This is a genomic window from Methylobacterium fujisawaense (assembly GCF_039619325.1).
Classification (GTDB): domain Bacteria; phylum Pseudomonadota; class Alphaproteobacteria; order Rhizobiales; family Beijerinckiaceae; genus Methylobacterium; species Methylobacterium fujisawaense.
Window position 1 is genome coordinate 969222 of the sequence record NZ_CP155000.1, and the last position, 18961, is coordinate 988182.

Here is an 18961-nt window from a genome sequence, read left to right on the forward strand (position 1 = left end):
AACCGGCACCGCCCGTGGCGGATCGGCCGGCAGGCCGCGTCAGGTCTTCGGAGCCAGGCGCTCCTTCCGCCCGACGTGCCGGGCGATGAGGGCGTGCAGCGAGGCGCCGAGGTCGTAGGACCAGTACATGTGGGCCGCGAGCGTCGTGATCACGAAGAGCGCGGCCCCGGCCGCACAGGCCGGCAGCAGCAGCAGGAACGTCAGCACCATCCCGACGGCGGTCCGCTCGGCCAGAGAGGCCTGCGGCCAGGGATCGATCGGCAGGGAGAAGCGTCGTCCGGTGCGCATGGCTGCGACCCTCGATGGTTCGGCATGACGCGGTACAGGCAGTCAACAGCTGTGGCCGTCGGACGTTGCGTCGCCGGAACGGAATTCGGCCGCCCCGTGACGATGCGGCCCGGTCCGACGACGCAACCGAGGGCGCCGATCCGTGTTGCCGGTTCGATCTGTCGACGGTGAGGTGGGTATGGCACGGGTTGCGGTCGTCACTGGGGGCACGGCCGGGATCGGGCTCGCCACGGCCCATGAATTCGCTGCGCGCGGCTGGTCGGTGGCGGTGATCGCACGGGATCCGGGTCGTCTCGCCGCGGTGGAGCGGGCGCTGGCCGCCTACGGCCAGCCGGTCCTGGCGATCGGGGCCGACGTGGCCGATTCGCAGGCCGTGGACGGGGCCACGGAACGGGTGGAGCGCGAACTCGGCCCGATCCGCGCCTGGGTCAATAACGCCATGTCGACCGTTGTGAGCCCGGCCGATCGGATCACGCCGGACGAATACCGGCGGGTCACCGAGACGACCTATCTCAGCCAGGTCTACGGGACGCTCGCCGCCCTGCGCTACATGAAGCGACGCGATCGCGGCGCGATCATCCAGGTCTCGTCCGGTCTGGCGATCCGGGCGGCGCCGCTGCAGGCGCCCTATTGCGCGGCGAAGTTCGCGGTCTCGGGCTTCACCGACGCCCTGCGCTGCGAGCTGCTGCACGACCGGGTCAATGTCAGCCTCAGCGTGATCTACCTGCCGGCGGTCAACACGCCCCAGTTCAACTGGGCGCGCAACCGCACCGGGCACCGCCAATTCGCGCCGGATCCGGTCTTCGACCCGCGGCTCTGCGCCGAGGCGATCCTGTACGCGGTCGAGCATCCGCGCCGGGAGGTCTGGGTCGGGCGCTCGTCGATGATGATGGCCGCAGCGCAGGCGCTGGCGCCGGCGCTCGCCGACCGCAAGGCTGCATCCATGTGGTCGGCGCAGCTCTCCGACGAGACCATCCCCGCCATGGCGGGCAACCTCTACGAGCCCGTGCCTGGTTCCGTCGGGATCGACGGCCGATTCTCCGACAGGACCAAGGCGAGCCGGACCGAGTTCGCCACGAGCCGCACCCGCGATCTCCTGGTCGCCGGCCTCGCCGGGCTGGCGCTCGTCGGGCTCGCCGGCACCGTCCATGCCGCCCGTTCGGCGCGCCGGCTGCCTCAGAGGACCTGACGGCTGCGTCCGAGCGCGCCGCCTGTTACACGATCCGCCTCGAGGAAGGTCCACCACGATGCCCGGCTACCTGCCCTTCGCGGGCGCCCTGAAGCTGCCCGCCTATACCTGCGACAATTGCGGCTTCTGGCAGCGGCATTTCGAGACGCCGGCCGCCTGCCCGATGTGCCTCGACGCCCGCCACGTGGTGCCGCAGGATGGCTGGCGCTTCCGCACCGCCCGCGAGGCGCAGGAGGCCTTCCCCTGTCACTGGCAGGAGCTGGAGCCGGGCGTCTGGCGCTTCTGGAACGAGCCGGTCTCCGGCATCGGGCCCTCCGCCTACCTGATCCAGACCGAGCACGGGAATATGGGCTTCGAGGGCTGCCCGGTCTTCAGCGAGGCCGCCCTCGACCAGATCGCCCGGCTCGGCGGCATGGCGGTCCTCTCGGCCTCGCACCCGCATTCCTACGGGGCGCTGCCGCAGCTCCAGGACCGGTTCGACCCGGAGCTATGCCTGCCGGCCGCCGACTTCACCTGGAGCGCCGCGCTCCAGGTGAGCTGGCCCTACGACGATTTCCTCGAGCCCCTGCCCGGCTTGGAACTGCACCGGACCGCCGGCCATTTCGATGGCCACGCGGTCCTGTACGACCGGTCGCGGAAGATCTGCTTCTGCGGCGACGCGCTGAAATTCGAACTCGACCCAGACGATTTTCGCCGCGCCACGACGATCTCGGCCCACAAGGCCTTCGTCCGCGGGGTACCGCTCACGCCGAGCGAACTGCGCCGGTACCGCGACGTGTTCGAGCGCCTCGACTTCGTCCAGACCTGGACGCCGTTCGAGCCCGCGCGCAATTGCGGGCGGCCTGAGGTCCTGGCCTTGCTCGACCAGCTGATGAGCGGCCGGTCTCACGCGGCTCCGGTGCCGCTCGACGGGCTCCGGCCTCAGGGCCGGTAGAGCGGATCGTTCTCCAGGCGGATCGGCTGGCCGTGGGGTGTGGCCTCCGCGGCCCGCAGGAAGGCCGCGGTCCGCGCCGCGACGGTCTCGGGTCCGGCCACGCCGCGCTCGGCTAGGAGCGCCTCCAGCGTCGCGAGCCACGCGCCGTAATCGGCCGCCTGCTCCGGCGCGCCCGCCGGGCGGATCTCCCGCCCGAGGCGCGCGGCCCATTCCGACCACGTGAACACTCCAGCTTCCCGCAGGGAGACCACCAGGGCGAAGACCTGCGCCTCCCAGGGCGCCGCGAAGGCGTTCGGCGACGGATCGGTCACGCGGGCTCCAGATAGGGTTCGAAGGCCGCCACCGTGACGATGCCGCCCGGATCGCCGCTCTCGCCCCACAACTCCTGCGCGGTGAAGGCCACCGTGTAGAGCCATGTCGGGTTCTCGCCCGCCCCGTAGGCGTTGGTGTCGGGGAAGACGAAGACACCGTCGACGCGCACGATCCGGCCGTGCCTGCCCCGGACGTAGCGCGGCAGCCGCGTATGGCCGGTTGGGTGATCATTGTGCGCCCGGATCGCGTCGCCCACCGCGAAACGGGCCGCGGCAGCGGCGTTGCGGCTGCTCGGGAAGCCGGCCCGGAAGCGCTCTTCCAGTCCCTCGCGGTGCAGGACGCGCGCGACAGGCTCGGCCGGGGCCGCGGACTTGCCGGCCTCGATCTCGGCCTGCGTCGCCAATCCGGTGGCGGCGACCTGCTTCTCCAGGGCCTTCAGCCAGATCTCGTAGTAGCTCGCCGCAAGGTACTCCGCGGGCGGCAAGGATTCCCGATTGGCGCGGCTGCCGTCGAGGTTCCACGCACCCGTGTAGCCCATGGCCATCGCCATCGCGAAGACGCGGCGCTCCCAAGGGGCGTGGAAGACCGGCTCGTCCGGCTCCGGCGTCACCGGCCCGAAGCCGTGGCAGCCGCCGAGATCCTGGGCGCCGTTCATACCGGCATCTCCACGGGCGAGGCCGGTATGCCCTTGGGCAGGCCCGTGCCGATCATGGAATCGCGGGTCACGAGGGCGGCCAGCGACTCCTCGGAAAAGCCCTCCGTCTCGGCAGGCCGCATGGGCAGGACCATGTAGCGGGTCTCGGCCGTCGAGTCCCAGACGGTGATGCGGGTGGTTTCCGGCAGCGTCACCCCGAACTCGGCGAGAACGCCGCGCGGGTCGATCACCGCCCGGGCCCGGTAGGGCGGCGCCTTGTACCAGACCGGGGGCAGGCCGAGCACCGGCCACGGGTAGCAGGAGCACAGGGTGCAGACGACGAGGTTGTGCGTCTCCGGCGTGTTCTCGACCACCACCATGTGTTCGCCGCCGCGGCCGCCGATCCCCAGTTCGGCGATGGCCGGCGTGGCGTCGGCCAGGAGCCGCGCCCGGTATGCGGGATCGGTCCAGGCCCGTGCCACGACCCGGGCGCCCGCATGCGGGCCGACCTTGGTCTCGTAGAGTTCGACCAGGGCATCGAGCGCCGCCGGGTCGACATAGCCCTTCTCGGTGAGCAGGGATTCGAGGGCGCGCACCCGGGCCTCCACCGGCGACAAGGCGCTGCCATGGTGATGATCGTGCTGATGATCGTGGTGATCATGCTCATGATCGGCGTGATCGTGGCTCATCCCGCTCTCCTGGCTGCGCGCAGTGTGCATCCCCCGAGGGGGCGGCGCCAGTCCGGCTGCGCGGATCCGATCCGTCCGTCTTGCCGGGCGCTCTGCCTAAATTCCCTGTCACGTTCGGGAGCGTTTGGCATAGGTTCAGAATTTTACCGCTACCGACGTTAGAGCGATTCCAGTAAATCGGTGTTGGAGGCGGAAAGATTCATGACTGATGCTGCTGCGGACCTGCCCGACGCCGTCGTACGTGCCCGGGATGACAGCTACGCCGCAGCCATCGGCCAGCACCTCGTCCTGCCGATCCGCGAGTATTTCCGGGTCGTCGAGCAGGAGCCGCTGCCGGCGCAGCTCGCCGCCTTGGTCACCCGGTTCGAGGTGGCGATCAAGGCGCATGGCGACACGGTGCCCTTCGACTTCCGCGGCGACATCATCAAGGCCTTGCCGGCTCTGCGCACCTTCGCGCTGTCGCTCGTCGGCGATGTGAGCCGCGCCGACGATCTGGTGCAGGAGACCTTCGTGAAGGCCTGGGCGAACCAGCAGAAGTTCCGGCCGGGCACGAACTTCACCGCTTGGCTGTTCACCATCCTGCGCAACCAGTTCTACACGGACCTGCGCAAGACGCGGCGGGAGGTGGAGGATGTGGACGGGACGCATGCGGGTCAGATGAGCAGTCCCTCCGACCAGGAGGATGCCAGCACCCTCAAGGTCGTCTGGGAACGTCTCGGCGACCTGCCCTCGGCGCAGCGGCAGGCGCTGCTGCTGGTGGGGGCGGAGGGCCACACCTACGAGGAGGCCGCCCTGAAGCTCGGCTGTCAGGTCGGGACCGTCAAGAGCCGGGTGAGCCGGGCCCGGTCGTCGCTGCTCGATACCCTCGGCGTCGTGGTCTCGGGCCAGGCACCGGCTGTCTGAGCCGGCGGCTCGGCGGCATGCCGGTCCGGCTGATTGGTCTTCGGCGCTAAGGCGATCGTAAGCCGTGGCCGCGTAGGCTCCTGGCGATCTCCGCGACGGGCCGCGCGCATGGACGCTTCGTCTCAAGACGGCTCAAGCGCCGCGCACCGGGGGCTGGCGCACCCGGTGGTCATCGCCTTCGGTCTTTGCCTCCTCGGACTCGCTTTCTCCTGGGCCATCTGGCGGCTCGGTCTCGTCACCGAGGATTCCGCCTGGATGAGCGCGTTCCTCTGTGCCGTCGTCTTTCTCAGCTTTCTGTCGGTCTGGTTCAGAGCGCTGATCTTGAACCTGAAGGCGTTCTGGGCGCTCGTCGTCTGGATCTGGACTCTCTTCGCCCGCTGATGCCCGGTGCAGGGCGGCGCGGCGGACGTGTTCCTTTCGCCGCGCCGTCCTGTGAGCCGGTGATGGAGCCGGCGGCACGCGTCCGAACGCCCCTCACATCGGCGGCCGGCGCAGGTGCCAGTCGGTCGCCCGCTGGTAGGCCTGTCCGATCCGCAGAGCCGTTGCCTCTTCGTATCCCCGGCAGACGATCTGCAGCGAGAGCGGCAGGCCGGAGCCGGTGAAGCCGTTCGGCAGAGCCAGGGCACAGAGGTCGAGCAGGTTGCCGAAGCGGGTGAAGCGCGACGGCAGGTGCGCCTCGTCGACGGCGGCGAGGGCCACGGCCGCGCTCTCGGTGGTCGGCGTCAGCAGGGCGTCGATCCCCTCGAGGGCGGCAGCGTATTGCTCTTTCATCGCGGCCCGCCGGTGAAGCGTGCCGAGGTACGCCTGGGCCGAGACCGTCGCGCCGGCCAGGATCCGCCCCCGCACGGCGTCGCCGAGTTGCGCGGACGGGTCCTCCGCCAGGCTCCCATTGACGAAGTAGGCCTCCGCGTTGGTGATCTCGGTCAGCGCCATGCAGTCGCTGAACCGGAACGGCAGATCGACATCCACGATCTCCGCCCCCTGCCCGGCCAGGAGGTCCAGGGCCGCGTCGTAGGCGGCCAGCATGTCGGGGGCGACCCCGTCCCGTTCCGAGGCCGGCATCCGGCCGAGGCGCAGACCGCGGACGCCGCGGTTGAGCGTGGACCAGGGGGCCTCCGGCTGGATCCCGCGGGTGGTCGGATCGCGGGGATCGGGGCCGGAGATCGCCTCGTAGAGAAGCGCGGCATCCTCCACGGTGCGGGCCAGCGGTCCGGGCGTATCGAGGGTCATAGACAGCGGCACGATCCCCCAGGTCGAGACGCGCCCGACCGTCACCTTGAGTCCCGTCAGCCCGCAGAAGGCGGCCGGCAGGCGCACCGATCCGCCGGTGTCGGTGCCGATGCCCCAGGGGGCCATCCGGGCTGCCACCGAAACGCCGGTGCCGCTGCTCGAGCCGCCGGGGGTGCGCGGCGTCTCGGTGTCCCAGGGATTCCACGGTGTGCCGAGATGCTGGTTCGTGCCCCAGCCGCCATAGGCGAACTCCACCGTGTGGGTCTTGCCGAGCACGATCATGCCCTGGCCGATGAGGCGCTTGGCGATCGTCGCGGTGCGCTCCGCCCGCCGGGCCCGGTGGGCGGCCGAGCCGCCCATGGTGATCCGGCCCTCCAGGTCGATCAGGTCCTTGAGCACGACGGGGACGCCATGGAGCGGCCCCACGGCATGGCCCGACCGGATCGCCCGGTCGGCGCCCTCGGCGGCGAGGCGGGCATCGGCGGCGAAGACCTCCGTGAAGGCCTGGAGCTTGGGCTCCAGCCGGTCGATCCGCCCGAGAAGGGCATCGACGGCCTCGACCGGCGAGAGCGTCCGCCCCTGGATCGCCCGGGCGAGTTCGGCCGCGGAGGCGTGTACGGGATCGATGTCGGACATGGGTTCTACTGCACGCTGACGAGGGTGAGATCGACGAACCAGGATTGCGGCGAGACGAAACCGTGGATCTTCTTGGACATCCCGCGGGGATTGAGGTCGTGGACGACGAACAGCCAGGGCGGGTTGTCCACCAGGCGCTCGTGGGCGGTCTTGGTCTGCGCGTCGATCACCTTGGCGTCGGTGGTCTCGGCAAGCGCCTTCAGGGCCGTGTCGAACGGGTCATCCTTCCAGTTGGGGAAGTTGAAGCCGTTGGGCGGGAACCGGTCGCCCGCGAAGTAGCGGGCCATGACGGCGGGATCCGACGAGGGCGAGGAGACATTGAGCGCCATCGCCCCCTGAAGGTTCGGCGCGTCGGGGAGCGCCCGGGCGGCGTTCAGCAGCACCTGCCATTCGACGACGTTGAAGGTCAGATCGACGTTGCAGGCCTGCTTCAGGTTCTCCTGCAGGTACTCGTTCATCGGCATCGGCAGCATCTGGCCCGAGCCGGAGGAGGAGATCATCACCTTGAGGCTGAGCGGCTTCTTGTCGGTGAAGCCGGCCTCGGCCAGCAGCGCCTTCCCCTTGGCGGCGTCGAAGGTGTAGCGGTTCTTCGGGTTGCCGAAATTCGGATCCTTGTCGTTCAGCCACCCCGTCGCCGGCTCTGCGGTCCCGTTGAGGAGTTCGACGATGCCCGCCCGGTCGATGCAGTAGTTCAGGCCCTGCCGGACGCGCACATCCTTCAGCGGGCTGTCCTTGGCGCCGATGTTGAAGAGGTAGGGCCAGACATGCGGGTATGAGCCCGTGGTGATCGTGAAGCCCGCCTGTTTCAGCGACGGGATCGCGTCGGGCGCCGGTACCTCGATCCAGTCGACCTGGCCGGCCCGGAGGGCCGCGACCCGGGCATTCGCCTCCGGGATCGGCAGCAGCCGGACCTTGTCGACCTTGGCCATCCGGTCCGGGTCCCAGTAGCCGTCGAACTTGGCGAGATCGACCGCCTCCCGCGGGGCCACGCGGGTGATCCTGAACGGGCCCGTGCCGGCTGCCGGCAGCGCCGCGACCTTGCTCCAGTCGCGCCCCGCCTTCTCGAAGGAGTTGGGCGAGGTGAAGAGCACGTAGACCACCATGTAGGGGAAGTACGAGGCGACCTGCGTGGTGGTGATCTGCACGGTCGAATCGTCGATCTTCCTGTAGCTCCCGACGAGCGGCGCCCGCGCCCGTGTGATGCCGGCGCCCTGGGCCTCGAATTGCGGGCTGTCGTTCTTGAAGTAGCGGTCGAGATTCCAGATCACCGCGTCGGCGTTGAACGGCGTCCCGTCATGGAACTTCACGCCCTGGCGCAGGTGGAAAGTCCAGACCGCCTTGTCGTTCGGATCCTGCTCCCAGCGCTCGGCCAAAGCCGGGATGAGCCCGGCGAGCTTGGTGGTGCTCTTGAGATCCCACTGCACCAGCCCCTCGAAGATCGGGTAGCCGAGGAAGCGCATCCCCTCGAAGCCGTTGTTGGGCATGCCCGTCGTGGTGGGGATGTCGCTCGCCGTCATGGCGATGCGCAGGACGCTCTCGGCGCTGGCCGATCCCGTCAGGGCCACGGAACCCGCCAGGGCGGCGGCAATCAGGCGGCGAAATGTCATCCGGATCCCAATCGTCGTAGTTGCGGCGCGCCAAGCGCAATTCCCGCGCCACGCTCAAGTTTAGGTCCTGCGTTCGGCGAACAGAAGATGCCGGACTTCGCCTCTTGCGCGTGGCGTCAGCCGCGTCACGATAATAAAAAATGCGATTCGCCGGCCAACTCGGCGGCACCGCGAGGGAGACACCCGTGACCGACGAGACGCCGCGCGCCATCAACGGGGCCGAGAGCTTGGTCCGGACCCTTGTCGAGGGCGGGGTCGAGGTGTGCTTCACCAATCCCGGCACGTCCGAGATGCATTTCGTCGCCGCCCTCGATCGGGTCGAGGGGATGCGCTGCGTCCTGTTCCTGTTCGAGGGCGGGGCGACGGGTGCCGCCGACGGTTACGCCCGCATGGCCGACAAGCCGGCCTCGACCCTGCTCCATCTCGGGCCGGGCCTCGCCAACGGATTGGCCAACCTCCACAACGCCAAGAAGGCACGCACCCCCGTCGTCAACATCGTCGGCGAGCACGCGACCTACCATCGGGAATACAACGCCCCGCTCACCTCCGACATCGAGGGGCTGGCCCATCCGATGTCGTCCTGGGTGCGGACCGGGATGAGCGCGACCGAGATCGGCTCCGACGGCGCCGCCGCCATCGCGGCCGCCCGTACCGCCCCGGGTCAGGTCGCGACGCTGATCCTCCCGGCCAACACCGCCTGGGATCCCGGCACCGGACCCGCGCCCGTGCCGCCGATCCCCGAGCGTGCGCGGGCGAGCGACGACGCGATCGCGGCGGCCGTGGAGGCGCTCCGGAGCGGCGAGCCGGTGCTCCTGCATCTCGGCGACCGGGCGGTCCGGAACGAGGGCCGGGTGATCGCCGACCGGATCGCCCGCAAGACCGGCGCGCAGCTGATGGCCATGACGTCGAATGCCCGGATCGACCGCGGCGCCGGCACCGTGCCGATCGAGCGCCTGCCCTACCCGATCGACCAGGGCATCGCGGCCCTGAAGGACTTCCGCCACATCATCCTGATCGGCGCGACCCCGCCGGTGGGCTTCTTCGCCTATCCGGGCAAGCCGAGCCTGCTGGCGCCGGAAGGCAGCACCACGATCACGCTGGCGACGCCCGAGGAGGACCAGATCGACGCCCTCGAGCGGCTCGCCGAGGCCGTCGCGGCCCCGCCCGCCGAACCGGTCGCCGTCGGCCCGCGGCCGAAGCTCCCGACCTCGGGTCCGCTGGACCAGGACACGATCGGGCAGGTGCTCGGCGCGCTGATCCCCGAGGGCGCGGTGATCTGCGACGAGTCGATCACGACGGGGCGCAACTTCTTCGCCCTGACCCGGGATGCCGCGCCCCATACCTGGCTCCAGCTCAGCGGCGGGTCGATCGGCCTCGGCATCCCGATGGCGACCGGCGCGGCCGTGGCCTGCCCTGACCGCAAGGTCATCAACCTGCAGGCGGACGGCAGCGGTCTCTACACGGTGCAGGCGCTCTGGACCCAGGCCCGCGAGCGCCTCGACGTGGTGACGCTCGTCTGGTCGAACCGCTCCTACGCGATCCTGCGGGCGGAGCTCGCCAATGTCGGCGCGCTCAATCCCGGCCCGAAGGCGCTCGGCATGCTGAGCCTCGACGATCCGGCCGTGGATTGGGTGAGCCTCGCCCGAGGATTCGGGGTCGCGGGGCGGCGGGTCGAGACCCTGCCCGACTTCATCGCGGCGTTCGAGCACGCGCTGGCCAATCCGGGTCCGCACCTCATCGAAGTGGCTCTGTGAGCGGCGCGACCTATCCCCTCCCCGGCCTCGACGCGCCGGTGGAGATCCGCCTCGACCGCTGGGGGCTGGCGCATATCCGCGCCGGCACGGCGCTCGACGCCTTCCGGGCGCAGGGGTTCAACGCGGCCCGGGACCGGCTCTGGCAGCTCGACCTCTGGCGCAAGCGCGGCCTCGGCCTGCTGGCGGCGGATTTCGGGCCCGGCTACCTCGCCCAGGACCGGGCCGCCCGGCTGTTCCTCTACCGCGGTGACATGGCGGCCGAGTGGGCGGCCTACGGGCCGCAGGACACGCGGGCCATCGTCACGGCGTTCGTGGCGGGGATCAACGCCTACGTGGCCCTGACCGAGGCGCGTCCCGAGCTGCGCCCGCCGGAATTCGCCGTGACGGACACGCGCCCGGCCCTATGGCAGCCGGAGGACGTGGTGCGCATCCGCAGCCACGGGCTGATCCGCAACGTCCTGTCCGAGGTCGCCCGCGCACGGGTGCTCGCCCGTGCGGAGAGCCGGGCGGACGGGCTCGACGCGGACGACCTGCGCAAGCGGATCAGCCCGCCCCACGAACCCATCGTCCCGGACGGTTTCGACGCCGTCGACTGGCCGGACGATCTCCTCGACGACTTCAGACTGGCCACGGCGACGGTGGGGTTCAGCCCGGACCGGATGGCGGCGTCCCGCGCGGAGGCCTGGGACTGGTCCAAGGTCGACGCGCACGGAGCCGTCACGCGCGGCCCCCGCAGCGCGCCGAAGGAGCCGGCCGAGGGCTCGAACAACTGGGCGGTGGCGCCGTCCCGCACCGCCACCGGACGGCCGATCCTGGCGAGCGATCCGCACCGGGTCTACCTGCAGCCCTCGCTGCGCTACGCCGTGCACCTGACCGCCCCGGGGCTCGACGTGATCGGGGCCGGCGAGCCGGCCCTGCCCGGCATCTCCATCGGCCATAACGGCCAGGCCGCCTTCAGCCTCACCATCGCGCCGATGGACCAGGAGGATCTCTTCGTCTGCGAGACCGACCCGGCCGATCCCGACCGCTACCGCTCCGGCGACGGTTGGGCGCCGATCACGCGCATCACGGAGCGGATCCCGGTGCGCGGCGGACCGGACGAGACCCTCATCCTCGGCTTCACCCGGCACGGGCCTGTGCTTCGCGAGGACCGCGGCCGCGCCTTCGCGCTGCGGACCGTCTGGTCGGAGCCCGGCGCTGCCGCCTATCTCGGCAGCCTCGCCTATCTCGGCGCCACGACGCCCGAGGCCTTCGGCGAGGCCCTGCGCCATTGGTCGGCGCCCTCGGTGAACCAGCTCTACGCCGACACCGCGGGGCACATCGCGTGGTTCATGGCCGGCAAGGCGCCGGTCCGGCCCGGCCATGACGGATTGCTGCCGGTGCCGGGCGATGGTCGCTACGATTGGGCCGGCTTCCACGATCCCGGCGCCCTGCCCCGGAGCGTCGATCCGGCCTCGGGCTGGCTCGCCACCGCCAACGAGATGAACCTGCCGCCGGACTACCCCGCGGAGGATCGGAAGGTCGGGTTCGAATGGGCCGAGCCCTGGCGCGCCGGCCGTATCCGGGCGGTGCTCGGCGGGCCGGACCGGCACAGTCTCGCCGACTCGCAGGCGCTCCAGGGGGATGTCGTCTCCGAGCCGGCCCGGCGGCTGGCCGATCTGGTGCGGGCCCTGCCGGCGGCGGGCGATCCCGATGTCGCCGCGGCCCAGGCTCTGCTGGCGTCGTTCCACGGCGCCCTGCACCACGGCTCCGCGGCGGCGGCCCTGATCGAGGTGGTCTGGGTCCGGCACCTCCGCCCGGCCCTGCTCGCGGCGCTGGTGCCCGATGCCGGGACGCGGCGCCTGCTGCCGCCCGGCGACACGCAGAGCCTGATCGAGCGGCTGGAGACCGGTCTCGACCCGGCGGCGTGCGCGGCGCTGCTCACCGACGCCCTCGCCGCCGCCTACCGCACCTGCCGGGAGCGGATGGGCGCCGACCCCGCGGGCTGGTCCTGGGGCCGCCTGCACCACGCGCTGTTCGCGCATCCGCTGACCGCCCTGAGGCCCGATTCCCGCTGGGATATCGGTCCGCTCCCCGTGGGCGGAGCCGCGGCATCGGTCATGCACGCGGAGTACCGGACCGACACGTTCCGGCTCACCCACGGCGCCTCGTTCCGCATGGTCGTGGATGTGGGGGACTGGGACCGTTCGGTCTTCATCAACGTGCCGGGCCAGTCGGGGGACCCGGCAAGCCCGCACTACGCCGATCTGGCCCCGGTCTGGGGGCGCCAGGACTATGTGCCGATGCTCTACGGCCGCGCGGCCGTGGACGCGGCCACCGAGACGGTGATCACGCTGACCCCGAGCCCCGCCTGACCCGGCGGCCGGGACGGATTGGGACAGGACCTTGAAGATCTTCATCGCGGGTCTCGCCACAGAGACCAACACCTTCGCGCCCTTGCCCACCGGACAAGCGGCGTTTCACGCCGACTACGCCCGCCGCGACGGCAGCCGGAACCCGCCGAGCCTGAGCAATATCGGCCTCAAGGCCTGGCGCGCGATGGCCGAGGCGGACGGGCATGCGGTGGTCGAGAGCCTCTCGACCTTCGCGCAGCCCGGCGGCATCACCCTGCGGGCCGTCTACGAGGCGCTGCGCGACACCCTGCTGGAGGACCTGAAGGCGGCGATGCCGGTCGATGCGGTGCTGCTGTTCATGCACGGCGCCATGGTGGCGGAGGGCTATGACGACTGCGAGGGCGACATCCTGGAGCGGGTCCGCGCTATCGTCGGGCCGGACGCCACGATCGGCGTCGAGCTCGACCTCCACTGCCATCTCACCGAGACGATGCGGACCAACTCCGACGTCATCGTGATCTACAAGGAATACCCGCACACCGACATCGTCGACCGCGCTCGCGACCTGTATCCGTTGGTCGTCAAGACGGTGTCGAAGGACATCCGGCCGGTGATGGCCTACGCCGATTGCCGGATCGTCAACATGTGGCGCACCAGCCGCGAGCCGGTCGCGGGCTTCGTGCGCCGGATGGAGTCCCTGGAGGGGCGCGACGGCATCCTGTCGGTCTCCTTCGGGCACGGCTTCCCCTGGGGCGACGTGGCGGATGTCGGTGCCAAGATGCTGGTCGTCGCCGACGGTGATGCCGGCAAGGCGCAGGCGCTGGCCGATGAGCTGGCCGGCGCGGTCTGGGCGATGCGGGAAGAGGCCGCGAGCCGCTGCGATACGATCGACGCGGCCATCGATTTCGCCCTCGCCTCCGCCGACCCGCGCCCGATGGTCCTCGCCGACTTCGCCGACAATGCCGGCGCGGGCGCGCCTTCGGACAACACCGCGATCCTCGCCCGCCTCGCAGAGCGGGGCGTCAAGGACGTGGCCCTCGGCCTGATCTGGGATCCCGGGGCGGTCGGCATCTGCCACGAGGCCGGGCTCGGGGCGTCTTTCACGCTGCGGATCGGCGGCAAGTGCGGCGTGACTTCCGGGAACCCGGTGGACCTGCGCGTCACGGTGCGCGGCCTGTCCGACAACCACAGCCAGACCGGCCTCAGCGGCGGCCGCGCCCATCTCGGCCCCGCGGCCTGGGTGGAGGCGGACGGGATCCACATGGTGCTGACCCACAAGCGCCAGCAGGCCTTCGCGCCCGACGCGTTCACGGGTCTCGGCCTCACCCTCGACGACAAGCGGATGGTCGTGGTGAAGTCGATGCAGCATTTCTACGCCGCCTTCGCGCCGATCGCGAGCGAGGTCCGCTACGTCGCGGCCCCCGGAGCCGTTCCGCCGGATTACGGCGCGATCCCCTACACCAAGCGGTCCGGCCTCTACTGGCCGCGGGTCGCCGATCCGTTCGCCGAGGAGAAAGCCCGATGATTCCGGATCTGCGCTTCGACGCTCAGGACATCCTCGCGACCCTGCAGCCCTGGGTCCTGTGCGAGAGTCCCACCCACGACGCGGCGGCGGTCAATCGGATGATGAGCGTCGCCGCCCGCGATCTCGCGCTCCTCGGGGCGACCGTCGAGACGATCCCGGGCCGCATGGGCCTGAGCGACTGCGTCCGCGCGCGGTTCCCGCACCGGGACCGCGACCGGCCCGGCATTCTGGTGCTCGGCCATCTCGACACGGTGCATCCGGTCGGCACCCTCGGAAGCCTGCCCTGGCGGATCGACGGCGACCGCGCCTACGGCCCGGGCATCCTCGACATGAAGGGGGGCAACGTCATCGCCCTGGCGGCGATCCGCGCCCTGGCGGCGGCCGGGATCGAGACGCCGCTGCCGGTGACCGTCCTGTTCACCGGCGACGAGGAGGTCGGCAGCCCCTCGACCCGCGACCTGATCGAGGCTGAAGCGGCCCGCCACGTCGTCGTGCTGGTGCCCGAACCCGGCCAGCCCGACAACGGCGTGGTCACCGGGCGCTACGCCATCGCCCGATTCGACCTCGAGGCCCTGGGCCGTCCGAGCCACGCCGGCGCCTCGCCCCACGAGGGGCGCTCGGCGATCCGCGCGATGGCGCGCAAGATCCTCGCGATCGATGGGCTCTCGGATGCCGACTGCACCGTCTCCACCGGGATCGTCTCGGGCGGGCAGTGGGTGAACTGCGTCCCGACCGTCTGCCGCGGGCAGGCGCTCAGCATGGCCAAGCGCCAGGCCGACCTCGACCGCGGCGTCGAGCGGATGCTGGCGCTGTCGGGTGAGGAGGACGGCGTCCGCTTCACCGTCACCCGGGGCGTGACCCGGCCGGTCTGGGAGCCGGATGCGGGCTGCATGGCGCTCTACGAGCAGGCGCGTGCCCTGAGCGAGGCGCTCGGCCAGCCCCTGCCCCATCGCAGCGCCGGCGGCGGCTCGGACGGCAACTTCACCGGCGCCAACGGTATCCCGACACTCGACGGGCTCGGGCCGCTAGGCCAAGGCTACCACACCCTGGAGGAGCACGTGTTGATCGAGACCTTGCCGCAGCGGGCGCGGCTGTTCGCGGCCCTGCTGGCAAACCTCGGAGCCGCAGGCCGGTCCTAAGCCCGGCCGGCGTGATGTCAGATGCCGACCCGGCCGAGGGCCGCGATCGCGACGGCACCCCCGGCAGGCCCTCCCGCCGTGCCGCCGCGGACGAAGCCCGCCAGGGCGGGGAGCGGACCTGACGGCGCGGTCGGCAGACCGGTCAGGGGCTTCACACGCACCCGCCTGTGGCGATCCTCGAGCCGTCGCGACTCCTGCAGCCGATCGTCGGACCGGCAGGCCTGCCACTTTTCGGGTCCGGACAGGGGCGGCCAGGCGTCAGACCGGGTCGACCGGCATCTCCGGCACGCCTCCGGCCTCGATCGCCGCGCCGGCCGCGAGGCATAGGTCTTCCCGGTAGCGGGCGGCGACCAGTTGCACCCCGACAGGGGTCCGTCCGACGAGGCCGGTCGTCACGGTGAGCGCCGGGACCCCGATCGGTGCCAGTCCCACCTGCAGCAGGTTCGCCTCGAAGGCCCGGGCGACGCCGGCATCCCCGGTGCGGTCGAGCCCGTCGGGGAAGGGCAGCTCGCCCGAGACCGGGACCAGGAGCACAGGGTTCTCGGCAAGGAACAGCGACCATTCCCGCGCCAGCGTCGCGCGCCGGGTGAGCGCCCGGGCGATGGCGTCGGGCGCCATCGCCTCGGCCCGCGACCGGAAGCTTTCCAGGAGCCCGATGGCCGCCGGATCCCCTTCCCGCTCCGCCGCAGCCCGGACCGCCGCGTAGCCGTCCCCGAGCCAGAGCTGGAGCTGGAGTTCGCTGGCTTCCCGGATCGGCGGGGTGTCGGCGATCTCCGTGACCGTCCATCCGGCCTCGGCCAGGCGGCGCGCGGCCTCGCGCAGGGCGGCTTCGACCTCCGGGGCGGTGGCGAGGCCCCCAGGCCGCACGCACAGGGCGACCTGGCGCGGCACGGACGGCCCTTCCAGCGGCGCCGGCACCCACCATGGATCGCGCGGATCCGGGGCCGCCATGACTTCGAGGCCGAGGCGAAGATCCGCGATGCTGCGGGCGATCGGCCCCGAGACCGCCATGAGTTGGGGACCGATCCCCCGCTCGGGCGAGGACGGATTCCAGGCGGGGATCCGGCCCAGGCTCGGACGCAGCCCGTGCACGCCGCAGGCATAGGCTGGATAGCGCACCGATCCGGCAATGTCGGTGCCGTGGGCGATCGCGCCGATCCCGGCCGCCACAGCCGCGCCCGCGCCCCCGGACGAGCCGCCGGGCGTCAGAGCCGGATCGCGCGGATTCTTGGTGTCGCCGTGGAGCTGGTTGGTGGTGAACCAGCGCAGCGAGAAGGCGGGCGTGTTGGTCCGACCGAGCAGCACCGCGCCGGCCCGGCGAAAATTGGCGACCACGGGATTGTCGTCCGTCGCCACGAGGTCGCGCTGGAGACGCAGCCCGTTCGTCGTCGCGAAGCCCTGCTGGTCGGCGTTGACCTTGATGGTGACCGGGACACCCGCGAGCGGGCCGGGCGCCTCACCCCGAGCCCGGGCGGCGTCCACCGTGTCGGCCTGCGCCAGCACATCCTCCGGGCGGTGCTCGACCACGGCGTTGATCCGCCCATTGACCGTCTCGAGCCGGTCGAGGGCGTCCCGCGCGACCTCCCGGGCCGAAACTTGGCCGGTGCGGATCAGGGCCGCGAGGTCGGTCGCCGTCAGACGCCAGAGCTGCATGGGGGTTCCTTTCGCGCGCCCGGACGGGCGGGGTCCATCCTACGATTCGCACCGCCCGAGCGGCTCCCGGCCGGCCCGCGCAGCATATTCAATATGCAAGCCGACGGCCGCTTTTTTCCGCTTCCGCGGATCGCCAACGCCGGCAAGGCTTTGCCGCAATGCAGCAGAAAAGACCTAAGCATTCCGACGTATGCGGCTCTTGCTACCTTTGGAACGACTGATAACCTCCCCCCGTTCGCGCGTTCGACCGGCCAATTCAGCGAGAAGGAACGACTTTCTTAGACGAGGGCAGGCAACCTCCAGCAGAAGGCAGGCTTCCATGGCAGAGGTGATTCGCGTCAGGCCGACACACGACGGCACCTACACTGTGTATCGCGGGACACTCGCGTTGATCTGCGGTCTTACCCGCCTCCAGGCCGAGCGCTACGAAGCGAGCCTCAGCCGACAGCAGCGCACCGACTTGGCAGTCGTCGGCATCTGACCCGCATCCCGATCCCGGGCCGGCGCCCCCCTCACGGGCCGGCCGGCCCGACTCGTCAGGCGAGGTTTGACGCGTCGAGGTCCAGGGCGCCGAGATCGCTGATGGCGCCTGACGCATCGAGGCCCCGTCGCCGGGCCGTGATCGAGACCCTCTGGTCCGACCGGTCGATCTCGAACAGCAGGTAGGAGGCCCGGCGCGACGCCATCGCCCCGTGTCCGTGCGGGCGCGCCGATGCGGAGGGGGCACCCACCACCGGGACGGCCCGGCCGTCCGGCCCCGGGATCCGGGCGGCGCTGGTGACGTGGTTGTGACCGTGCAGGATCAGGTCCGCCCCGGCCCGTGCGATCATCGCGCTGAACGCTGCGGCATCCTTCAGCTCGCGGCCGGGCGAGGCGCCCCCGGGCTGCGGCGGATGGTGGATCATCACCACGCGGAACGGGCGGCCCGGCTCCGTGGCCAGGGCGCGGAGCAGGGCTTCGGCCGCGGCCAGCTGCGGCGCACCGAGGCGGCCCGTCGCCACGAAGGGTTTGGTCGGGATCGCGCTGGACAGGCCGACCAGGGCCAGGGGCCCACGCCGCCGCAGATAGGGAAAGCGGCCCCACGAGCCGGAATCGTCGCCCGTGTAGCGGCCGCAGGCGGCGAGCAGGCCTTCCAGGGAGCCGCGGACATAGGCATCGTGGTTGCCCGGCACGAAGCTCACCGCTTCGGGCGAGCCCAGTGCCTCCAGGAAGGTACGCGCCGTCTCCCATTCGCTCGGCAGGCCGATGTTGCACAGGTCGCCCGTACAGGCGATGTGTCCGGCGCCCTGCGCCTTCAGATCGGTGACCAGCGCCTCCAGCACGGTCATGTCGTGGCTGCGCGAGCGCCCGCGCCGCCAATTGGCGTAGCCGGTGGCGCGCTTGCCGATGAGCTGGTGGAGACGCACCCGGCCGAGGGGGCCGACATGCGGATCGCTGAGATGGGCGAGGCGGAAGGTCAACGCCGGTGGTCACCCTCGACACGGGGACGGGAGGCGCCCCGCATCGCGGGCGCGGCGCCTCGCGTCAAGCGCTTCCGATCAGCATCCCGACCACCAGCACCAGCGCCCCGCCGAGCATGACCTGCAGGGCCGCGCGCCAGAAGGGCGTCGCCATGAAGCGCGTGCGGATCGCCGCGATGACCGCGAGTTCCACCACCACGACCAGGACGGCGAGGCTCGTGGCGAGCACGAACGGGTTCGGCCAGCCGGGCGGGAGCGTGTCGGGAATCGCGTAGGGCAGCGTGTGGCCGAGGCCGCCCAGCGTGGTCATGGCCCCGCAGACCAGGCCGCGCAGCCAGGGGTCGCCGCGGCCCGTGACCTGGCCGTCGTCCGAGAGCGCCTCGGTGAAGCCCATGCTGATGCCGGCCCCGACCGACGCCGCGAGCCCCACCAGGAAGGTCGCGCCGTTATGCCCCGTGGCGAAAGCCGCCGCGAAGATCGGCGCGAGGGTCGAGACCGAGCCGTCGATCAGGCCCGCAAGGCCGGGCTGCACGTAGCGCAAAACGAAGGCGCGGCGCGCTTCCGCGTCCAATGCGACGGCACTTTCGAGGGCGGCGGCCATGCGAATCTCCTTGTTTGGATCAATTCCAATCTACAGTCTGGAATCAATCCAAACAAGGGTGCTTGCCGTGTTTT

Annotated in this window: 18 protein-coding genes and 1 pseudogene; 9 read left to right on the forward strand and 10 right to left on the reverse strand. The window is 71.2% G+C overall.

Annotated features, from left to right (window positions below):
• Positions 1-39 precede the first annotated feature (39 nt).
• On the reverse strand, positions 40-288 hold the full coding sequence (locus ABC766_RS04545; RefSeq protein WP_043354976.1) for a hypothetical protein: 249 nt from the start codon (positions 286-288) through the stop codon (positions 40-42).
• A 178-nt stretch (positions 289-466) separates the two neighbouring features.
• Between ABC766_RS04545 and ABC766_RS04550 the strand changes: the two genes are divergently transcribed.
• Together ABC766_RS04550 and ABC766_RS04555 are read left to right on the forward strand one after the other, a co-directional pair.
• Positions 467-1477 carry an SDR family oxidoreductase gene (locus tag ABC766_RS04550; protein WP_345821262.1) on the forward strand — a complete coding sequence of 337 codons (1011 nt, stop codon included), beginning with the start codon at positions 467-469 and terminating at the stop codon, positions 1475-1477.
• Positions 1478-1535: 58 nt separating this feature from the next.
• Positions 1536-2411 (forward strand): MBL fold metallo-hydrolase, encoded by an 876-nt coding sequence (locus ABC766_RS04555; protein WP_043756023.1) that lies wholly within the window; start codon positions 1536-1538, stop codon positions 2409-2411.
• Here ABC766_RS04555 and ABC766_RS04560 read toward each other — a convergent pair.
• The 3 genes from ABC766_RS04560 to nthA are packed head-to-tail and all read right to left on the reverse strand — an operon-like array spanning position 2399 to position 4046.
• Complete coding sequence (locus ABC766_RS04560; RefSeq protein WP_345821267.1) at positions 2399-2722, reverse strand: nitrile hydratase accessory protein; 324 nt, start codon at positions 2720-2722, stop codon at positions 2399-2401. The genes ABC766_RS04555 and ABC766_RS04560 overlap by 13 nt on opposite strands.
• Positions 2719-3378: a nitrile hydratase subunit beta gene (nthB, locus tag ABC766_RS04565; RefSeq protein ID WP_345821269.1), complete on the reverse strand. Its 660-nt coding sequence runs from the start codon at positions 3376-3378 to the stop codon at positions 2719-2721. Before nthB ends, ABC766_RS04560 begins: the two co-directional genes overlap by 4 nt.
• The gene (nthA, locus tag ABC766_RS04570) at positions 3375-4046 is read right to left on the reverse strand and encodes a nitrile hydratase subunit alpha (RefSeq protein WP_043388828.1); all 672 of its coding nucleotides are present in this window, start codon (positions 4044-4046) and stop codon (positions 3375-3377) included. The genes nthB and nthA overlap by 4 nt, the downstream gene beginning before the upstream one ends.
• A 201-nt stretch (positions 4047-4247) precedes the next feature.
• Here nthA and ABC766_RS04575 point away from each other — a divergent pair, with 201 nt between their 5' ends.
• Complete coding sequence (locus ABC766_RS04575; protein ID WP_043358038.1) at positions 4248-4949, forward strand: sigma-70 family RNA polymerase sigma factor; 702 nt, start codon at positions 4248-4250, stop codon at positions 4947-4949.
• 108 nt (positions 4950-5057) lie between these two features.
• Positions 5058-5330 (forward strand): hypothetical protein, encoded by a 273-nt coding sequence (locus ABC766_RS04580; RefSeq protein WP_345821273.1) that lies wholly within the window; start codon positions 5058-5060, stop codon positions 5328-5330.
• Positions 5331-5423: 93 nt separating this feature from the next.
• Here the strand turns inward: ABC766_RS04580 and ABC766_RS04585 are convergent, their stop codons facing one another.
• Both ABC766_RS04585 and ABC766_RS04590 read right to left on the reverse strand, forming a co-directional pair.
• On the reverse strand, positions 5424-6815 hold the full coding sequence (locus ABC766_RS04585) for an amidase (RefSeq protein ID WP_043388823.1): 1392 nt from the start codon (positions 6813-6815) through the stop codon (positions 5424-5426).
• A gap of 5 nt (positions 6816-6820) precedes the next feature.
• Positions 6821-8422, reverse strand: a complete 1602-nt coding sequence (locus ABC766_RS04590) for an ABC transporter substrate-binding protein (protein ID WP_345821276.1) — start codon at positions 8420-8422, stop codon at positions 6821-6823.
• A 209-nt stretch (positions 8423-8631) separates the two neighbouring features.
• Here ABC766_RS04590 and ABC766_RS04595 point away from each other — a divergent pair, with 209 nt between their 5' ends.
• The 4 genes from ABC766_RS04595 to ABC766_RS04610 are packed head-to-tail and all read left to right on the forward strand — an operon-like array spanning position 8632 to position 15173.
• Positions 8632-10176, forward strand: coding sequence for an acetolactate synthase large subunit (locus ABC766_RS04595; RefSeq protein ID WP_053610972.1), 1545 nt, complete (start codon positions 8632-8634; stop codon positions 10174-10176).
• Positions 10173-12530 (forward strand): penicillin acylase family protein, encoded by a 2358-nt coding sequence (locus ABC766_RS04600; protein WP_345821279.1) that lies wholly within the window; start codon positions 10173-10175, stop codon positions 12528-12530. The genes ABC766_RS04595 and ABC766_RS04600 overlap by 4 nt, the downstream gene beginning before the upstream one ends.
• 31 nt (positions 12531-12561) lie before the next feature.
• A complete protein-coding gene (locus ABC766_RS04605; protein WP_345821281.1) occupies positions 12562-14034 on the forward strand; it encodes a M81 family metallopeptidase in 1473 nt (490 codons plus the stop codon).
• Positions 14031-15173, forward strand: coding sequence for a M20/M25/M40 family metallo-hydrolase (locus tag ABC766_RS04610; protein ID WP_345821282.1), 1143 nt, complete (start codon positions 14031-14033; stop codon positions 15171-15173). The genes ABC766_RS04605 and ABC766_RS04610 overlap by 4 nt, the downstream gene beginning before the upstream one ends.
• A gap of 17 nt (positions 15174-15190) precedes the next feature.
• Here the strand turns inward: ABC766_RS04610 and ABC766_RS04615 are convergent, their stop codons facing one another.
• Entirely contained in the window at positions 15191-15334 is a 144-nt protein-coding gene (locus tag ABC766_RS04615) for a hypothetical protein (protein ID WP_345821283.1), read from the reverse strand.
• A 97-nt stretch (positions 15335-15431) separates the two neighbouring features.
• Positions 15432-16826 (reverse strand): amidase family protein, encoded by a 1395-nt coding sequence (locus tag ABC766_RS04620; RefSeq protein WP_345821285.1) that lies wholly within the window; start codon positions 16824-16826, stop codon positions 15432-15434.
• Positions 16827-17145: 319 nt separating this feature from the next.
• Between ABC766_RS04620 and ABC766_RS04625 the strand changes: the two genes are divergently transcribed.
• Positions 17146-17307: a hypothetical protein gene (locus ABC766_RS04625; RefSeq protein WP_164706402.1), complete on the forward strand. Its 162-nt coding sequence runs from the start codon at positions 17146-17148 to the stop codon at positions 17305-17307.
• Between the two features lie 55 nt (positions 17308-17362).
• Here ABC766_RS04625 and ABC766_RS04630 read toward each other — a convergent pair whose 3' ends face one another.
• Both ABC766_RS04630 and ABC766_RS04635 read right to left on the reverse strand, forming a co-directional pair.
• Positions 17363-18286: a metallophosphoesterase gene (locus tag ABC766_RS04630; RefSeq protein ID WP_345821287.1), complete on the reverse strand. Its 924-nt coding sequence runs from the start codon at positions 18284-18286 to the stop codon at positions 17363-17365.
• 64 nt (positions 18287-18350) lie between these two features.
• Positions 18351-18854, reverse strand: a pseudogene (locus tag ABC766_RS04635) (VIT1/CCC1 transporter family protein); the annotation flags it as partial.
• Positions 18855-18961: the final 107 nt, after the last annotated feature.

Bases quoted from the DNA above. Each gene is read 5' to 3' on its own strand.
- ABC766_RS04545 (WP_043354976.1), bottom strand. From the start codon at position 288: ATGCGCACCGGACGACGCTTCTCCCTGCCGATCGATCCCTGGCCGCAG.
- ABC766_RS04585 (WP_043388823.1), bottom strand. From the start codon at position 6,815: ATGTCCGACATCGATCCCGTACACGCCTCCGCGGCCGAACTCGCCCGG.
- ABC766_RS04580 (WP_345821273.1), top strand. From the start codon at position 5,058: ATGGACGCTTCGTCTCAAGACGGCTCAAGCGCCGCGCACCGGGGGCTG.
- nthB (WP_345821269.1), bottom strand. From the start codon at position 3,378: ATGAACGGCGCCCAGGATCTCGGCGGCTGCCACGGCTTCGGGCCGGTG.
- ABC766_RS04550 (WP_345821262.1), top strand. From the start codon at position 467: ATGGCACGGGTTGCGGTCGTCACTGGGGGCACGGCCGGGATCGGGCTC.
- ABC766_RS04575 (WP_043358038.1), top strand. From the start codon at position 4,248: ATGACTGATGCTGCTGCGGACCTGCCCGACGCCGTCGTACGTGCCCGG.
- ABC766_RS04590 (WP_345821276.1), bottom strand. From the start codon at position 8,422: ATGACATTTCGCCGCCTGATTGCCGCCGCCCTGGCGGGTTCCGTGGCC.
- ABC766_RS04555 (WP_043756023.1), top strand. From the start codon at position 1,536: ATGCCCGGCTACCTGCCCTTCGCGGGCGCCCTGAAGCTGCCCGCCTAT.
- ABC766_RS04625 (WP_164706402.1), top strand. From the start codon at position 17,146: ATGGCAGAGGTGATTCGCGTCAGGCCGACACACGACGGCACCTACACT.
- ABC766_RS04610 (WP_345821282.1), top strand. From the start codon at position 14,031: ATGATTCCGGATCTGCGCTTCGACGCTCAGGACATCCTCGCGACCCTG.
- nthA (WP_043388828.1), bottom strand. From the start codon at position 4,046: ATGAGCCACGATCACGCCGATCATGAGCATGATCACCACGATCATCAG.
- ABC766_RS04620 (WP_345821285.1), bottom strand. From the start codon at position 16,826: ATGCAGCTCTGGCGTCTGACGGCGACCGACCTCGCGGCCCTGATCCGC.